The sequence below is a fragment of the Ensifer sp. PDNC004 genome, from assembly GCF_016919405.1.
GTDB lineage: Bacteria > Pseudomonadota > Alphaproteobacteria > Rhizobiales > Rhizobiaceae > Ensifer.
This window is the reverse complement of sequence record NZ_CP070353.1, coordinates 882,922-900,538: the sequence shown is the minus strand read 5'-3', so window position 1 is coordinate 900,538 and position 17,617 is coordinate 882,922. Positions and strand designations below refer to the sequence as shown.

Genomic DNA, 17,617 nt, shown 5'->3' with positions numbered 1-17,617 from the left:
GCGCTGCAACATGTTGAGCCGCTGCATAATTTACCCTCAAATAGCTGCCGATTTAAGGAATTACGCAAGGAGCCCGTCAGGCGTGCTTGTCGAGCCAGGTCGAGATGACGTCTTCCAGTGCCTCGACCAGCGCTTCGTGGTCTTCAAGCTCTTCGACGATCTCGGCAACGAAGGCATTGACGAGCATGGCCCGCGCCTTGTTTTCCGGAACGCCGCGCGCCATCAGGTAGAAGAGCTGCGTGTGGTCGATATCGGCAACCGTCGCACCGTGGCCGCACTGCACGTCGTCAGCAAAGATCTCCAATTCCGGCTTGGCCGACAGGTCGGCGTCGTCGGACAGAAGCAGCGTGTTGCACGCCATCTTCGCGTCGGTCTTCTGCGCGTCCTTGGCGACCAGGATCTTGCCCTGGAACACGCCCTTGGCACGATCAAACACGACGTTGCGGATGATCTCCGTCGAGGTCGTGTGCGGCACGTTGTGGCCGAGCGTAAAGGTCACGTCCGTATGGGTCTCGCCGCCGAGCAGGTTGATGCCGCGCAGCTTGAAATCCGCGCCCTCGCCGCTCGTCTTGCCATGGATCTCCTGGCGCACCAGCTTGCCGCCGGCGTTGATGACGAAGAGATGCAGCTTGGCGTTCTTGCCGAGATCGAAGCGGATCTGGCCGAGATGGGTATCGGCGGCACCCTGCTGCTGCAGGATGATCCAGGTGACATCCGCGCCTTCGGCAAGCGTCACGTCGCTGACGGAGGAGACGAAGCTCTCGGCGTCCTTGGTCGACAGATGCCGCTCGATCACGGTTGCCTTGGCGTTGGCGCCGAAGGTGACCGGGAAGCGGGTGTGCGCCTGGCCGAGGCTCTGAACCAGCTGGATTTCCAGCGGGTTTTCGAGCGTCGCATCGTCGGCGACAGCGATTTCGAGACCGCCGCGAACGAGACCGCCGTTGATGCGGCCGATCGCGTCGTCAAAGCCGAGCACCGCAAGGCCGGCGGCAGCCGAACCGTCGAGCAGGCTGTCGACGTAGGAACGAACCGTCACGCCGTCAGGCAGGCTGCCCTTGGCCTCTGCCTGGCCATTGCGGACGGAAAACACCGTCGAGCCCGGAACCAGGGCGTCGACGCGATCGGCAAAAGCCGTCGGGTCGGCAGCCGGCACCGCGCGCAGCAGCGTGCGCAGGTCGGTATAGTGCCAGGATTCGACGCGGCGGGTCGGAAGGCCGGCGGTGCGCAGTTCGTGCACCAGCGTGTCGCGAACCGAGAGCACGGAGCCGTCGCCCGGCAGATCACCGATCTGCGCGGTATAGGCATCGACGAGCGCCGTTTCGGCCGCCGTCATCTTGATTGCCTGTTGCATATTCATTCGAACACTCCTTCGACAGGCGTCAGGCCGCGGCCTCGATGATTTCCGCGTAGCCGTTGGCTTCGAGTTCGTGTGCCAGCGTCTTGTCGCCCGACTTGATCACCTGGCCCTTGTAGAGCACGTGAACCGTGTCCGGCACGATGTAGTCGAGCAGGCGCTGGTAGTGGGTGATGACGACGACGGCGCGATCCGGCGAACGCAGCGCGTTGACGCCGTCGGCGACGATCTTCAGCGCGTCGATGTCGAGGCCCGAGTCCGTCTCGTCGAGCACGCAAAGCTTCGGCTCAAGCAACGACATCTGCAGGATTTCGGCGCGCTTCTTCTCACCGCCGGAGAAGCCGACGTTGAGCGGGCGGCGCAGCATTTCCGGTGCGATCTTCAGCTCGGCTGCCGCTTCCTTGACGCGGCGCATGAATTCCGGCGTCGTCAGTTCGTCTTCGCCGCGATACTTGCGCTGTTCGTTCATCGCCACCTTCAGGAACTGCATGGTGGCAACGCCCGGGATCTCGACCGGGTACTGGAAGGCCAGGAAAATGCCCTTGGCGGCGCGCTCGGCGGCGTCGAGCTCGAGAATGCTCTCGCCGTTATAGAGGATGTCGCCTTCGGTGACTTCGTAGTCTTCGCGGCCCGACAGGATGTAGGACAGCGTCGACTTGCCGGAGCCGTTCGGGCCCATGATGGCGGCGACTTCGCCGGCCTTCACGGTGAGGTTCAGGCCACGGATGATTTCGGTGCCGTCTTCGGCGATGCGGGCGTGCAGGTTCTTGATTTCAAGCATTTCTATCGTCCTCTTGGGAAACGAACGTTCGTTCGCGCGCAAGCTCTTGGTGCGCGCCATTCAATTTTCAGTTCAGGGCCTTAGCCCACCGAGCCTTCGAGCGAGATGCCGATCAGCTTCTGCGCTTCGACGGCGAATTCCATCGGCAGTTCCTGGATCACTTCCTTGACGAAGCCGTTGACGATCAGTGCGATCGCCGCCTCGGTCGGAATGCCGCGCTGCAGGCAGTAGAACAGCTGGTCCTCGGAAATCTTCGACGTGGTCGCCTCGTGCTCGAACTGCGCCGTCGAGTTCTTCGCCTCGATGTAAGGAACGGTGTGCGCGCCGCACTTGTCGCCGATCAGGAGAGAATCGCACTGGGTGAAGTTGCGGGCGTTCTCGGCCTTGCGGTGGGCCGAAACCTGACCGCGATAGGTGTTTTCCGAAACGCCGGCGGCAATACCCTTCGAGACGATGCGGCTCGACGTATTCTTGCCGAGGTGGATCATCTTGGTGCCGCTGTCGATCTGCTGGTGACCGTTCGAAACGGCGATCGAGTAGAACTCGCCGCGCGAACCGTCGCCGCGCAGGATGCAGGACGGATACTTCCAGGTGATCGCCGAGCCGGTTTCGACCTGCGTCCAGGAGATCTTGGAGTTCTTGCCACGGCAATCGCCACGCTTGGTGACGAAGTTGTAGATGCCGCCCTTGCCTTCCTTGTCGCCCGGATACCAGTTCTGCACCGTCGAGTACTTGATCTCGGCGTCATCGAGCGCAACGAGTTCGACGACGGCAGCGTGAAGCTGGTTCTCGTCGCGCTGAGGCGCCGTGCAGCCCTCGAGATAGGACACGTAGGCGCCCTCTTCGCAGATGATCAGCGTGCGCTCGAACTGGCCGGTGTTCTTCTCGTTGATGCGGAAGTAGGTCGACAGTTCCATCGGGCAACGCACACTCTTCGGCACGTAGACGAAGGAGCCGTCGGTGAAGACAGCCGAGTTCAGCGTCGCATAATAGTTGTCGGTCGTCGGAACGACCGAACCGAGATACTTCTTCACCAGATCCGGATGCTCGCGGATCGCCTCGGAGATCGACATGAAGATCACGCCGGCCTTCTTCAGCTCTTCCTTGAAGGTGGTGACGACCGAGACGCTGTCGAAAACGGCATCGACGGCGATCTTGGACTTCTGCACGCCGGCGAGGATTTCCTGTTCCTTCAGCGGAATGCCGAGCTTCTCGTAGACCTTGAGGATTTCCGGGTCGACCTCGTCGAGCGACTTCGGACCCGTTACGCCCTTGGGAGCGGCGTAATAGTAGATCTCGTTGAAGTCGATCTTCGGATAGTTGACGCGCGCCCAGGTGGGCTCTTCGAGCGTCAGCCAGCGGCGATAGGCCTCAAGGCGCCACTCCAGCATCCATTCCGGCTCGCTCTTTTTTTCAGAGATGAAACGGATGATGTCTTCGGAAAGGCCCTTGGGGGCCTTTTCGACTTCGATGGTCGTCTCGAAACCGTACTTGTACTGGTCCACGTCGATCTGACGGACCTGATCAATGGTCTCCTGCACGGCAGGCATGTCGTTCTCCAATCTTGCCGGATCCAAGGTCCGGCAGCTTGTCAACACGATGCGAACTTGGCGCACCGCTTATGTAATGGCTAAAAGGCGCTTTTCACCCTGTTTGCCAAGCGGAAAATTGCTTTTCCGCAATTTCGTCCGGTCGTTCCGCTCAGGCCGCTTGCCCGGGCATCCGTCGTCTTGCTGCTACCTTTGCAAAGACCGCGGCGCAACGGTCGATATCAGCCTGTGTCGTGCCCTCGCCGATCGAGATCCGAAGTGCGCCCTGGCGCGGATCGTAACCCATCGCCGTCAGCACGTGGCTCTGCCCGACCTTGCCCGAGGAGCAGGCCGAACCCGCCGACAGCGCCACGCCTTCGAGATCGAAGGCGATCTGTCCGGTTTCGGCCTTGAGGCCAGGAAGCGTGAAGAAGGTCGTGTTGCCAACGCGCGAAACGTCGCGGCCGTGAATGACGACGTCCGCCGCGGCCGCAAGCATGTCGGCTTCGAGCTTGTCGCGCAGCGCGCCGACATGGCTCATGCGCTGGCCGACACCTTCGCCTGCCTTCCTGGCGGCTGTGGCAAAGCCTGCAATCGAGACCGTATTTTCCGTGCCGGAGCGGTGTCCCTTCTCCTGTCCGCCGCCGCGGATCAGCGGCGCGGGCATCATGACCTCGCCGCGCGCCACCAGAGCGCCGGCGCCCTTTGGGCCACCGATCTTGTGCGAGGAGATGATCAGGAAATCGGCGCCGAGGTCTTCGATGGAAAGCGGCAGTCTGCCGGCAGCCTGCACCGCATCGACGACGAGAATGCCGCCATGAGGGCGGACGATCTCGGCGATCTCGGCGACCGGCTGGATGATGCCCGTCTCGTTGTTGACCAGCATGACCGCAACCATCGGTAAGCCGAGCTGGCGGTCATGCGCCGTCAACAGGTCCCGCAACGCCTCGAGATCGACGACGCCATTCGATGTCACCGGGATTTCGCCGAGCGCTTCACGCGGGAAGCGCCCGCCTTCGCGCACCGCCGGATGTTCGATCGACGAGGCATAGAGCCGGCCGATCTTCAGCGGCGTGCGGCCCATGCGAAAATCGGGCGTCAGCACCAGGTTGGCCGCTTCCGTGGCGCCGCTGGTAAAGATGACGCTGCCGGGCTTGGCGCCGCAGAGCAACGCCACGTCGCGACGGGCATTTTCGACGAGCGTGCGCAACGCGCGGCCCTCGCCATGAACGGAAGAAGGGTTGCCGAGAAGGTCGAGCGCCGACAGGCAAGCCTCGCGCGCTTCCGGTAGAAGCGGCGCCGTGGCGTTCCAGTCCATATAGATGCGCGAACTCGACATGATTTCCTTCGCTAGATCAACAGGTCACAAGCCCGCAACCTCTGGCGATGCATTTTCCTTGAATTTTCCGCGCCGCTTGCCTTATGAGACGAAGCACAAGGCGGAATGCCCGCACAGAAGTTTTGAACGGTTCTAAACTAGGTTTTAGAAAAGCTGACTGCTTTCGTCAAGACTCATCGCGATCTGAACCCAAGATTCGAACCAGGAACACTCCCGGAGAGCCAATGCCCGAAATCATCTTCAACGGACCCGCCGGCCGCCTCGAAGGCCGTTATCAGCCTTCGAAGCAGAAGAGCGCGCCGATCGCCATCATCCTGCACCCGCACCCGCAGTTCGGTGGCACGATGAACAACCAGATCGTCTACCAGCTCTTCTACATGTTCCAGAAGCGCGGCTTCACCACGCTCCGGTTCAATTTCCGCGGCATCGGCCGGAGCCAGGGCGAATTCGACCATGGCGCCGGCGAGCTTTCCGACGCAGCCTCGGCGCTCGACTGGGTGCAGAGCCTGCATCCCGATTCCAAGAGCTGCTGGGTCGCCGGCTACTCCTTCGGCGCCTGGATCGGCATGCAGCTCCTGATGCGCCGCCCGGAGATCGAAGGCTTCATGGCCGTCGCGCCGCAGCCGAACATCTACGACTTCTCGTTCCTGGCGCCCTGCCCGTCCTCTGGCCTGATCATCAACGGCGATTCCGACAAGGTCGCGCCGGAAAAGGACGTCAACGGTCTCGTCGAGAAGCTGAAGGCCCAGAAGGGCATTCTCATCACCCACAAGACCGTGGCCGGCGCCAATCACTTCTTCAACGGCCAGGTCGAGAGCCTGATGGGTGAATGCGAGGATTATCTCGACCGTCGCCTCAACGGCGAACTGACGCCTGAGCCGGCCGCAAAGCGCATCCGCTAAAGACCCTGACCAAAGTACAGAAACGCCGCGTATCCCTTCGGGTGCGCGGCATTTTTTATGGACAAATGCGCCCAGTGGTCGTGCGCCTGAGGGCCACGATAGCGCTCACCCGACAGGGTGAGTTTCAGCGCCGTGCGATCGGCGTATAGTGCAAGTCTAGGCTGTTTGGGTGGGGCAGAGCCGAGCAGTGTTCGCAGGAGGGGAGCCATGTCGCAGGTGTCGAATGGGTCGGCGTCCTCACCGAGGTGGCTAACCTTGCCCGCCACGCCAAAGCTTCCGGCCGGCGGTCAAGAGGGTGTTGTCGAGGTCGCGGACGCCAGGATCTGGTATGCGGTCTACGGTTCGGGCGCTCCCGTCATTCTGCTCCATGGCGGGCTCGGCAACTCCGACTATTGGGGGCTTCAGGTCGCCGAGCTTGCCAAGAGCTATCAGGTCATCGTGATGGACAGCCGCGGCCACGGACGCAGCTCCCGGGGTAGCGGGAGCATGAGCTATGATCTGATGGCAGGTGATGTCATGGCACTAATGGCGCACCTGACCTTGCCGAAGGCGTGCATTGTCGGCTGGAGTGACGGCGCGATTATCGGGCTCCTGCTGGCGATTCGACACCCGGACCTCATAGCCGGTGTCTTTTCCTTCGGGGCGAACAGCAATCCGTCCGGAACACACGATCTGTCCAAGAGTGCAGTCTTCAACGCCTATATCGCGCGAACGGGCGAAGAGTATGCTCTGCGGTCGTCGACCCCAGCGGGATTTGAGTGCTTCTTCCGCGAGATGAATGCGATGTGGACTTCGCAGCCGAACATCACCGCCATCGATCTTCAGAAAATCCGGATCCCTGTCTGGGTGGTGGACGGGGACCATGAGGAAGCCATCAAACGCGACGACACGCTGTTCATCGCCGACAACATTCCGGGTGCCGGCCTGTTGATCCAGCCTGAGGTCAGCCATTTTTCGATACTACAGAACCCGCACCAGTTCACCGAAGATATCCTCCGGTTTCTCCGAGAAAAATGCATCGCCTAGACGCCAGTGGCCTATGATCGCCCGATCCAGTGCGGAACGCTGGGATTGACGACCGTGGTCGGTGCTTCGGCGCATTCGACGCGGTTGCGACCGTTGGCTTTCGCCGTGTAGAGCGCCTCGTCAGCGCGCTGTATCACGGGCTCCAGCGCCTCACCGGTACCGACGGCCGTGACGCCGAAGCTTGCCGTCACCCGTGCGGCTTCCGGAAGACCGCCGATCTGCTGGGACATGATCGCTGCACGCATGCCATGGGCGACGACGCGCGCTTCCGACAGATCCGTGCAGGGCAGATACACCGCGAACTCTTCACCGCCGAGACGGCCGGCAACGGCGCGATTCGGCATGACGTCCATCAGCACCCGGGCGAACCGGCGAATGACTTCGTCGCCCGTGAGGTGGCCGTAGGTGTCGTTGACCAGCTTGAAGCGGTCGAGATCGGCAAGGATGAGCGTGCCCGGCGTCTGGGTGGCGCGGGCGTGCAGCAGCGGCATGACCCGCTCGATGAAGCCACGGCGGTTGTAGAGGCCGGAGAGCAGGTCGATTTCCGAGCGCGCCTGCGCGTCGTCGACGATCTCCTTGACCATCACGCCGAGCATGGCAAGGCCGGCGCCGACAATGAGGATCGCGCCGAACGCCTGCGAGATGAGCGCGAAGGGGCTGGAAACGTAGTCCTGGGCCGTCGCGCCAGAACCGGCGACGACCGCAGCATAGATCTTCACGAAGTAATAGGCGGCCGAGAGCGCCAGCAGGCCGAACAGCAGCCAGTCAAAGAAGGTGCGGCGGCCGGAACGCAGGACGACCGATGCCGTCCAGGCCTGGATCACGACAAAAGGCGCCTGGTACGGGATGGCATGCTGCCAGGTGCCTCTCGGCAGGTCGTAGATCGCCAGGTCCAGGCAAACGCCGGCAACGAAGAAGGCGCCGAGCAACGGCAGGCGCACCGGCACCTGATAGAAAAGGCCGAGGCCAAACCGCAGGAGACAGAAGCCGCCGAGCACGCAGGCAAAGGCGCTGATGGCAAAGAGCCGCGGGGTCGAGGAAAAAGGAACGATGGCTTCGCAGACGGCTGCAAGCGAGGCGACGGCAAATCCGGCGGCGCACCAGAGCGCTGTACGCCGCTGCCGGCTCTTTGCAGCAATGATGAGAAATGCGGCTGTGAAGATCTGCGCGATGATGAAATTCACGGCCAGCAGAGAAATCGCACCACCCATCGAAGAACCCGAAACCCTCGTGCGGCACCAAGCCGCTCCTCGCCACCTCCTGTGGCAGCGGCTGAGATCCTAATTCGCTGTTGCGAAAATTTGATTAATCCGTCCGGGTGACGAACTCATGGCGAAACGCGAGATCAACTTTAAGTTTTCGCCGCGCGCCGGCCGCCGCTGACTGGCTGCCGCACGCCCGTCGTTCCCGGATAGGTGAGCGGCAAACCGCGCAAGGAGCGAACGGCGAGATACGCCCAGGCCTCGGCCTCCATTGAATCGCCGTTGAAGCCCACGGTTTCCGCCGCAAGCACCGTCGCGGCCTCTTCCTCGGCAAGCAAAGCAAGGTCGCGCATGATCACCGGATTGAGCCGCCCGCCGCCGCAGACGACATAGGTGGCCGGCCGCTGCGGCAGGTGCCCGGCCGACTTGATGATCGCTGCCGCCGTGACATGGGCTAGCGTGCGGGCACCGTCGGCGAGGCCAGCGTCGCTTCCAGCCGGCGGTGCAAAATCGTTCCGGTCCAGCGAGCGGCGCGTGGTCGCGGTGAAGAAGGCATTGGAGAGATAGCGCTCGGCAAGCGCCGGCAGCACCGTTCCCTCGCTGGCGATCATGCCGCCCTGGTCGAAGGGAATGCCCGCATGCGCCTCGACCCACTGGTCGATCAGCGTGTTGCCGGGGCCGCTGTCATAGGCGATGACCGTCTCGCCTTCGCCAATGAAGGTCAGGTTGGAAATGCCCCCGATGTTGACGAAGACAACCGGGGCTGCAAGGCCGGCCGCGCCACGCGCCAGTGCCGCGTGGTAGGCGGGGATCAGCGGCGCGCCTTGCCCGCCATGTTCCATGTCGTTGGCGCGCATGTCGTAGACGACATCGATGCCCGTTTCTCCGGCAAGCAGCACACCGTCGCCGATCTGTACCGTCAGAGCCTCGTCGGGGCGATGCAGCACGGTCTGCCCGTGAAAGCCGAGCACGTCGATATCCGCCGCAGACAGCCTGTTCTGCTTGAGGAAGGTCTTGACCGCTTCTGCGTGTCGCAGCGTCAGGTCGCGCTCAAGCTCGTCAAGGGCGCCCGGCCTTTGGTCACGTTGCGTAATCGCCTTCGCGTCGACAAGTCCCTGTTTCAAGCGATCCCGAAAACGCGCATCGTAGGGAAAGCCGGCGGATGGGCCGCGCTCGACGACGGTCTCCCCATCGGTTCGAAGCAGGGCGACGTCGATGCCGTCCATGCTTGTGCCACTCATCAGGCCCATCGCGGTTCTTGTCTGTGTCATGCGGGTCAATATTTCCAGAATCACTTTTGAAGTGATTATGCGCAAAAACAGTGCTAAACGCCCGTTCGTTCAAAAACTCCCCCCGCAAGAGAGACAGATCATGTCCGGTTTCAAGTCCGATTTCCTTCACACCCTCAGCGAGCGTGGCTTCATCCACCAGATCTCCGACGAGACTGGCCTGGACGAACTGTTCCGCAAGGAAACCGTGACGGCCTATATCGGCTTCGACCCGACGGCGCCGAGCCTGCATGCCGGCGGCCTGATCCAGATCATGATGCTGCACTGGATGCAGGCGACCGGTCACCGGCCGATCTCGCTGATGGGCGGCGGCACCGGCATGGTCGGCGACCCGTCCTTCAAGGACGAGGCGCGCCAGTTGATGACGCCGGCGACGATCGACGCCAACATTGCCAGCATCAAGACGGTGTTCTCCAATTACCTCAACTACGGCGAGGGCCCGAAGGACGCGTTGATGATCAACAACGCCGACTGGCTGCTCGGTATCAACTACCTCGAATTCCTGCGCGACGTCGGCCGTCACTTCTCGGTCAACCGCATGCTGTCCTTCGACAGCGTCAAGACGCGGCTTGATCGCGAGCAGTCGCTGTCGTTCCTCGAATTCAACTACATGATCCTGCAGGCCTACGACTTCGTCGAGCTGCATAAGCGTACCGGCTGCCGTCTGCAGATGGGCGGCTCGGACCAGTGGGGCAACATCATCAACGGCATCGACCTCGGCCACCGTATGGGCACCGAGCAGCTTTACGCGCTGACCTCGCCGCTTCTGACGACTTCGTCGGGCGCCAAGATGGGCAAGTCGGTCAACGGCGCCATCTGGCTGAACCCGGATATGCTGTCGGCCTACGACTTCTGGCAGTACTGGCGTAACACCGAGGATGCCGACGTCACCCGCTTCATGAAGCTCTACACGACCCTGCCGATGGCCGAAATCGACCGCCTCTCCAAGCTTGGCGGATCGGAGATCAACGAGGTCAAGAAGATCCTGGCGACGGAAATCACCGCCATGCTGCACGGCCGCCCGGCCGCCGAGCAGGCGGCGGAGACCGCCCGCAAGACCTTCGAGGAAGGCGCGCTTGCCGCCGACCTGCCGTCGGTCGAAATCCCGACCGCCGAACTCGAAGCCGGCCTCGGCCTGCTGACGCTGATCGTGCGCGCAGGCCTTGCCGCCTCCAACGGCGAAGCCCGTCGTCATGTCCAGGGCGGTGCCGTCAGGATCAACGACGATGCGGTCAGTGACGAGCGCCGGGTCATCGGCACCGGCGACGTGACCGCCGACAATGTCGTCAAGCTGTCGCTCGGCAAGAAGAAGCACATTCTGGTGCGCCCGGCCTGAAGCGGAGCACCACTCAAGGATTAGAAAGGCCGGCCCGACAGCGCCGCGCGTCTGTTAAGACGCGCAAAGGTCGCTGTAGAACTTTGAAGTGCTGCATGTTTTGTCCTTAAATCGGCGACGATTTAAGGAACATGCAGTGCGCCGGCTTTTTTTATTGGAATTCGAAGATGCTGCGGAAGACGCCCGGCGCGATGATCGACAAGGGGTTGATCGTCAGCTTCGGCTGGTTGAACGGGCCGTTGAGCTTGAAGGTGATGCCGAGCAGGCCGCGGTCGCGGCCGTTGCCGAGCAGCACGCCGATCAGCGGCAGTTCGCCGAAGATGCGGTTGAGCCCGTAGGCCGGCATGAAGGTGCCGGTCATGTCCATGATGCCGTTGTTGTCGCGCACCGTTCCCTGGAAGGTCGCGCCGACATCCGTCCCGCGCAGCACGCCGCCATCGACGCGGATCGCGCCGCGGTCGAGCGCCAGTTGCGCGAAGCCGCGTTCGAAGCGGGCCGAGCTCACGTCGATGTCGCGCCGCACGGCCTGGTTGAGGCTTCGGCCGTCGGCACCGGTTGGCGTCGACACCATCGATTGCAGGCGCTGCTCGCCGACAAGCTGGAACTTGCGGATATCGACGCTGCCGCGCCACGAACGGCCGCCGCGATCGCGTAGCTTGAGATTGAGCAGGCCGCCGCGCATGTTCTGGTAGATGTCGGCAAACCGCGCCAGCGCGCCGGCATCGCCCGTGGTCAGTTCCAGCGTGTTGTCGGCGCCGGCCTTGGCGAGCCGGGCAACCAGCGCCTGGCCGCTGCTTGTGACAGCCGACAGGTTGACGTCCTCGATCTGGCGTCCGCGTTCGCCGTAGACGAGATTGACGTTAGACAGCGATTCGCCGTTGAAGCCGGTGACACGGCCAAGCAGAGCCTTGACGGTGATGTCGTCGCCACCGCCCTGGCCCTGGTCGCTTCCCGATTTCAATTGCGCAAGGATCGGCCTTATGTCGGCCGCAGCGCCGCTCAGTGACGCCGTGTAACCGCTCTTGGTGCGATCGATGGCAACCTTGAAGTCGTCACCTTGCGCGAGGCGGACATTGTCCAGGTCGGCAGAGACGAGGCCGCGATCGTCGACCTGAAAAGTGCCACGCGCGCCGAAACCGTCGCCGGCAAGCGCAAAGTCGCTGATTGTCGACAAGTCGTCGTCCGTGCTCGACGTGAATTGTGCTTCAGCCGGTATGCCGACACCCTTGCTCCACCCAATCCAGGGAAGCGACAGCGCCGCCTTGGCAAGTCCGATCTTCACCTTTTGCTTGCGGTTCTCGTCGATGGTGACATCAATCGTAATCGGACCGGAGATTATGCTCGAAGGGCCCGATGCGATCTTCTGCCAGACGCCGTCTTCAAGCGTGCCCGAAATATGGCGCGAACGCTTCACCGTCGAATTCACATCCACCGGCTCAGTGAGCTTGACCTTGACCTTGGCGCCTTCAATCCTTGCATCAGCCTCCAGAACCGCCTGCTGATTGTCGACGCGGAACGTCCCGACGAGGTCCGTCACGGGGCGCTCTTCGAGGGCCTTATTCACGCTGACCTTATCGAGCTGCATTTCCACCTGATAGAGCGGCTTCGGCGGCTTCTGATCCGAGATGAGGCCGAATCGGGCACCGACGACAGCCGTCAGGGGGCCGCTGAAATCTTCCGGTAGCAGGGGGGTCTTTTGCAGCGCCTGGATCGGCTTGTAGCTGACGAGCTCGGCGATCGCATCGGCATTGCCGCCAACCTCGATCTTCATCTCCGCCATCAGCGGTTTCGTATAGACGTCGGGAAGGATGAAGTCGCCGCCGTTGAGCGCGACCGAGCGTCCCGACGGGAAGAAGGCGGTCCCTTTCTCGATCTCCGCCGTCATGCGCTGGCCGCTCAGCTTGAACTTGCCGGATGTGTCGCGCAGCGGCGGTATCTCGCCGGTAATGTTGATGCGGGTGTCGTCGATGTCGAAATTGATATTGAGTTCCTGCTCGTCGAGCTTGAGCTCGCCTTCATTGGTGGCGATCCGGCCCTCTGCGACCGACACCTCGATACGAGCATTGGTAACCGTGCCGCCGAAGAGGTTGGCGATCGCCCAGCGGCGCGCGCCCTTGGCGAGCCACCACGGCCACAATTGTTTGACGGCGGTCGCCTCCATGCGATCGCTGACAGAAGCGAAGCTGATCTGTGGCGAGGTCTTGCCGAAGGCGACGGAAAGCGAGCCAAACATCGAACCGAGCGGGGTCGACACCGCAAGCTGGTCGAAGATCAGTTGGCGCTTGTCCGACACGAAGCGGCCATTTGCCTTGGCATCGAAGATCAGCGGCGCATCAGCGACGTCTTCCGGGGCGGAGCTTGCATTCTTGAGCAGGAGGTCAATGGCAAACCCGGTCTCCGTTGCGCCGGCAATCTTGTCGAGGTCGATGATCGCCCCGGTGAACGGAAAGGTCGAACGGCCGATCTTGACCGACGACGGCAGGATCTCGACGGACGAGCGCTCGAAGTCATAGGCGACGTCCATTTGCGAGGCATTGAGGGTCGAGATGAGGTTGCCTGCGTGGAACTCGCCCTTGGACGTGCGCACCGTCACGCGCAGATCCGGTTTCGCGTTGCTGGCGGCCCGCGTCGCCTTCAGCGACAGCCCGGCCGACGCGACGACTCCGAAGGGCGGCTCCGAACCAACCTTGCCATGGTAGAAGAAGGGCGCGAGCGGCAGATTGGTGATCGACGCTTCGAAGCCGGTCATGTGTCCCTTGTCGCCGAGGGCGTCGGCGCTGAGATCGACCTCCACCCCATCCACGGTGACGCTGCCCTTGACGCTCATAGACCCGCCAGAATTGCGGTTGAACTCGAGCGCCTTGGCGACGACGGGCACGACGCGATCGCGGGAGCCGATGACGGAGAAACTGAAATCCGAGAGCGTGACCTTCTGGCTGCCGCGGCCGGCTGCCATCTGCGACATGCGATCGACGTGCGAGAAGATTGCTTCGAGCGCATCGCCGACGTCGGCAATGCGGATCTTGGTCAGATCGAGCGGCTCGCCGCGCGGCAGCAACCCTGTATCGAAGTCGCCGCCTTCCGCCTCGAGATTGGAGACGGCGATGCGGCCGGTCATCAGCGCCAGCGGGTCGAGCGCGATCGAGATCGCGCGTAGCTTGGCAACCGGCTGGCCGGAGGAGGCTTCGCTGAGCGCCACTTCGCGGGCCCTGAGCGCAATCGCGCCGCCTGCGGTCATGCGCACGACGGTGCTGCCGACCTCGGCGCGATAGGTGTCGCCGAGTGCTGCATTGAGTGCGGTGCGAGCGCGCGCATTGAGCGTGCTGTCCATCATTCCGCTTTCGATGACGACGATGAGGATTGCCGCGATGGAAAGCGCGAGCAGCGATATCAGCAGTGCGATCTTGGCGCAGAAGCGCGCGGCTCTGTTCTTGCGCGGCGCGTGCACGATCATGGGTTCGTGCGCCTGCGCTGAAGGCAACGCATGCAACGCGACGATGTCTTTCTTGCGAAAGCCGACTTTTTCGCCGCGGATCTCACTCATCAGCGCGGACGTCCTCCGTTCGATACGAGCTTCGTCGCCGCCCTTCGTCTCTCACGGTACGGGGCGACTACTTCTCGCTTCTGTAGACCACATGTCATCGTGCCGAGTCACCAAGGGACGCGGGACCATGCTGTGGAAAGCGACCACCTGCGATGGAATTCGCGCGCGCAGGCGATTGCAACGTTTCGTAGCGGCCCATGCCGTCCGAAACCTGTCGAATCTAGCACAAATGCGCTGGACGGCGGTCGACGATTTTCGCTATGCCCAAGAGCATCGCGTGCCCTGTGGCGCGCAAATATCGCTCGACTACCTTGAGCACTGCACGTTTTGCCCTTTGGTCGGCAAAGACCAATGAAAACATGCAGTAGTGCGTGATTGTCTGCAAAACTTGGCGGAAGGAAGGTTTAATCATGGCAAGACCCGCTCCCGGAGATGTCGCTCCCGACTTCACCCTGCCGCGTGACGGCGGCGGTACGGTTTCGCTCTCGGCCCTGCGCGGCCGTCCGGTCGTTCTGTTCTTCTATCCGAAGGACGACACGCAGGCCTGCACGCTCGAGGCGATCTCGTTTTCGGAGCTGGCCGACGAATTCGCCGCAGCCGGTATCGCCCTGATCGGGCTTTCGCCCGATTCGGTGAAGAAGCACGACCGTTTCGCCAAGAAGCACAACCTGACGGTGCCGCTTGCCGCCGACGAGGAGAAGGCAGTGGTCGAGGCCTATGGCGTCTGGGTCGAGAAGATGATGTACGGGCGCAAATATATGGGCGTCGAGCGCAGCACCTTCCTGATCGGCGCAGACGGTGTCGTCGTCAAGGTCTGGGAGAAGGTGAAGGTGGACGGCCACGCCCGCGAGGTCCTCGACGCCGCAAAGGCGATCTGAGGACGCCGATGAGCGAGTTGCCCGTGTTTCACAGCCTGCGGGGCGGCGCCGTCGAAGCGATCCGCGCCGCGGACCTCGAGGTCAAGACGGCGCTTGCGCAGGAAGCGGCGCGTCGCTGGCAGCGCCGCACGCTGTCGCTGCGCTCGCCGCTCGACCGGCCGGTGCCGGTACGCCCGGGCCGGCCCGACAAGCCGGTGCTGACACCACCGACCCAGGTCAAGCGACGGTCTCTCGGCTCGCTGAAGGGCCGAATCGCCCTCCTCCATTCGATCGCCCATATCGAGTTGAACGCCGTCGATCTCGCCCTTGATATCGTTGCCCGCTTTGCGACCGAGCCGGTGCCCAATTCCTTCTTCGACGGCTGGATGCGTGTCGCCTTCGAAGAGGCGAAACACTTCCGCATGGTCCGCCAGAGGCTGAACGACCTCGGCGCAGACTATGGCGACTTGCCCGCCCATGACGGCCTCTGGCAGGCGGCGCATGATACGCGCAACGACCTGACGGCGCGGCTCGCCGTGGTGCCGCTCATTCTCGAAGCGCGCGGTCTCGATGTGACGCCGGCGCTGCAGGCCAAGATGCGCGAAACCGGCGACTTCGAGAGCGCTGCCGTGCTCGACGTCATCTATGAGGACGAGAAGGGCCACGTCGCCGTTGGCGCCAAATGGTTCCGTTTTCTCTGCGCCCGCGAGAAGAAGGACCCGGCGGCGACCTTCCAGGCGCTGGTGCGCGCCAATTTCCGCGGTCCCCTGAAGGCGCCGTTCAACGATATCGCCCGCGCCGAGGCCGGCCTGACGCCGTCCTTCTACCGCTCGATGACCGCATCGACCAATCGTTAGCGGCCATCACCCTCCCGCAATCTTGCTTACCGATTGTTAACCCTAACAAAGTGTAATGACCCCAGGTGATGCGAGGCAACGCGCACATGGCGGGAGAGAACGGGTGTCTGGACATCAGGCAAATCGTACCTTTGGAAAACGCAGACAGAATCACGTCCTGATCCTGGCCAGCGGCGACAAGGTCCGGCACATGACCGTGCGTCCGTGGATGGCGGCGATCGCCGTCTCCTTCGCCGGCGTCTGCAGCATCGGCTATCTCGCGGCCACTTCCTATCTGGTTTTGCGCGACGACCTGATCGGCGGCACGATTGCCCGCCAGGCCCGCATGCAGCACGAATACGAGGATCGGATCACCGCGCTGCGGGCGCAGGTCGATCGGGTCACCAGCCGGCAACTGCTCGACCAGCAAGTGGTCGAGGAAAAGGTCGAGAAGCTGCTGCGCCAGCAGATGGCGCTGACCTCGCGCAACGGAAAGCTCGGCGCCCTTGTCGAAAGGGCCGAAAATTCCGGCGTCACGACCGCAACCGACGCGCCCGCGACCGTCGAGCCGCTTGCCTATGACAAACGCGCCGACGCGAGCGGCAGCGGTAGTGTCAAGGCAATCGAGAAGCTGATGGGACTGAACGTTGCGCCGGTCAGTGCTGCGGCTGTCCCCGCCCTCGCCTATGCAGCACCCGATGCCGGCGAATCAAGTTCCGACCGCGCCGACCGGATTTTCTCAAAAGTGACGCTCTCGCTGAAGGATGTCGAGCGCGAGCAGATGACGCGGGTCCAGCAGCTGACGGACGGCGCGGCGAAAACGTCGGGTGCGATTCGCTCGATCGTCGGGCGCACCGGTGTCGACCTGCCCGTCGACGATGTTGCCGAGTTGATTCCGGCCAACGACATATCCGGCTCCGCCGAGGCAGCGATCGGCGGCCCCTTCGTCGAGCCTGTGAACGATGACGATTTCGGCCGTTCGCTTGCCGCACTCGATACCGCACTCCTGGAGCTCGACCGCACGCGCGCCGAGGTCCGCAAGCTGCCCTTCGGCAACCCCTCGCCGGCCAGCGACATCACCAGCGACTTCGGCAACCGGCTTGATCCGTTTCTCGGGCGTCTGGCGCTGCATGCCGGCATCGACTTTCGCGCAACGGTCGGCACCCGCATCCGCTCGGCGGCCCCTGGAACGGTGACCAATGCAGGGTTGACCGGCGGCTATGGAAACATGGTCGAGATCGACCACGGCAATGGTGTCGCGACGCGCTACGCCCACCTTTCCACCGTGCTGGTGAAAGCCGGCGACCGGGTGAAGGCTGGCGAAGTCATTGCCAAGTCCGGCAACACCGGGCGCTCCACCGGACCGCACCTGCACTATGAAATCCGGCTGAATGGCAATGCCGTGGATCCCATGCGGTTTCTGGATGCGAGCACCAAGCTTGCAAGCTATATGAACTGACGCTACCGCGCGGTTCCGCTTGACAAGAAATGCGACAGATTCGCCACTATTTACCTTTTACTGCTTCAACGTGCTGGATTTCTTGACTTTCGGCGGCGTTCAGCTTAAGAGCGCGGCCACGTGCTCGTGCGTTTTCCATCGATCGATCAGTGTTCTATTGAAC

The 17,617-nt window shown here is 62.7% G+C and carries 14 protein-coding genes; 7 read left to right on the top strand and 7 right to left on the bottom strand.

Features of this window, described 5'->3' with window-relative positions:
* Positions 1-76: 76 nt before the first annotated feature.
* The 4 genes from sufD to JVX98_RS12295 form a co-directional block, all read right to left on the bottom strand.
* Positions 77-1,357, bottom strand: coding sequence for a Fe-S cluster assembly protein SufD (sufD, locus tag JVX98_RS12310; RefSeq protein ID WP_205238756.1), 1,281 nt, complete (start codon positions 1,355-1,357; stop codon positions 77-79).
* 22 nt (positions 1,358-1,379) lie between these two features.
* On the bottom strand, positions 1,380-2,135 hold the full coding sequence (gene sufC, locus JVX98_RS12305; RefSeq protein WP_043614649.1) for a Fe-S cluster assembly ATPase SufC: 756 nt from the start codon (positions 2,133-2,135) through the stop codon (positions 1,380-1,382).
* 80 nt (positions 2,136-2,215) lie between these two features.
* Positions 2,216-3,685: a Fe-S cluster assembly protein SufB gene (gene sufB, locus JVX98_RS12300; protein ID WP_205238755.1), complete on the bottom strand. Its 1,470-nt coding sequence runs from the start codon at positions 3,683-3,685 to the stop codon at positions 2,216-2,218.
* 151 nt (positions 3,686-3,836) lie between these two features.
* Positions 3,837-5,003 carry a cysteine desulfurase family protein gene (locus JVX98_RS12295; RefSeq protein ID WP_205238754.1) on the bottom strand — a complete coding sequence of 389 codons (1,167 nt, stop codon included), beginning with the start codon at positions 5,001-5,003 and terminating at the stop codon, positions 3,837-3,839.
* A 224-nt stretch (positions 5,004-5,227) separates the two neighbouring features.
* On the opposite strand from JVX98_RS12295, the gene JVX98_RS12290 reads away from it, so the two are divergent.
* Both JVX98_RS12290 and JVX98_RS12285 read left to right on the top strand, forming a co-directional pair.
* Positions 5,228-5,905 carry an alpha/beta hydrolase gene (locus JVX98_RS12290; RefSeq protein ID WP_205238753.1) on the top strand — a complete coding sequence of 226 codons (678 nt, stop codon included), beginning with the start codon at positions 5,228-5,230 and terminating at the stop codon, positions 5,903-5,905.
* 207 nt (positions 5,906-6,112) lie between these two features.
* The gene (locus tag JVX98_RS12285) at positions 6,113-6,931 is read left to right on the top strand and encodes an alpha/beta fold hydrolase (protein ID WP_192446190.1); all 819 of its coding nucleotides are present in this window, start codon (positions 6,113-6,115) and stop codon (positions 6,929-6,931) included.
* Positions 6,932-6,942: 11 nt separating this feature from the next.
* On the opposite strand, the gene JVX98_RS12280 is transcribed toward JVX98_RS12285, so the two are convergent.
* Together JVX98_RS12280 and JVX98_RS12275 are read right to left on the bottom strand one after the other, a co-directional pair.
* Positions 6,943-8,142 carry a diguanylate cyclase gene (locus tag JVX98_RS12280; protein ID WP_205238752.1) on the bottom strand — a complete coding sequence of 400 codons (1,200 nt, stop codon included), beginning with the start codon at positions 8,140-8,142 and terminating at the stop codon, positions 6,943-6,945.
* A 140-nt stretch (positions 8,143-8,282) separates the two neighbouring features.
* On the bottom strand, positions 8,283-9,404 hold the full coding sequence (locus JVX98_RS12275; RefSeq protein ID WP_205238751.1) for an anhydro-N-acetylmuramic acid kinase: 1,122 nt from the start codon (positions 9,402-9,404) through the stop codon (positions 8,283-8,285).
* Positions 9,405-9,504: 100 nt separating this feature from the next.
* Here JVX98_RS12275 and tyrS point away from each other — a divergent pair, with 100 nt between their 5' ends.
* On the top strand, positions 9,505-10,758 hold the full coding sequence (gene tyrS, locus JVX98_RS12270; RefSeq protein WP_192446193.1) for a tyrosine--tRNA ligase: 1,254 nt from the start codon (positions 9,505-9,507) through the stop codon (positions 10,756-10,758).
* 151 nt (positions 10,759-10,909) lie between these two features.
* Here tyrS and JVX98_RS12265 read toward each other — a convergent pair whose 3' ends face one another.
* Positions 10,910-14,302, bottom strand: coding sequence for a DUF3971 domain-containing protein (locus JVX98_RS12265; protein ID WP_205238750.1), 3,393 nt, complete (start codon positions 14,300-14,302; stop codon positions 10,910-10,912).
* A 127-nt stretch (positions 14,303-14,429) separates the two neighbouring features.
* Here JVX98_RS12265 and JVX98_RS12260 point away from each other — a divergent pair, with 127 nt between their 5' ends.
* The 4 genes from JVX98_RS12260 (at position 14,430) to JVX98_RS12245 (ending at position 17,454) form a co-directional block, all read left to right on the top strand.
* The gene (locus JVX98_RS12260; RefSeq protein WP_205238749.1) at positions 14,430-14,657 is read left to right on the top strand and encodes a hypothetical protein; all 228 of its coding nucleotides are present in this window, start codon (positions 14,430-14,432) and stop codon (positions 14,655-14,657) included.
* A gap of 55 nt (positions 14,658-14,712) precedes the next feature.
* On the top strand, positions 14,713-15,180 hold the full coding sequence (locus JVX98_RS12255) for a peroxiredoxin (RefSeq protein ID WP_205238748.1): 468 nt from the start codon (positions 14,713-14,715) through the stop codon (positions 15,178-15,180).
* An 8-nt stretch (positions 15,181-15,188) separates the two neighbouring features.
* Complete coding sequence (locus tag JVX98_RS12250; RefSeq protein WP_043614454.1) at positions 15,189-16,016, top strand: ferritin-like domain-containing protein; 828 nt, start codon at positions 15,189-15,191, stop codon at positions 16,014-16,016.
* Positions 16,017-16,206: 190 nt separating this feature from the next.
* Positions 16,207-17,454: a M23 family metallopeptidase gene (locus JVX98_RS12245; protein ID WP_371826542.1), complete on the top strand. Its 1,248-nt coding sequence runs from the start codon at positions 16,207-16,209 to the stop codon at positions 17,452-17,454.
* Positions 17,455-17,617 lie beyond the last annotated feature (163 nt).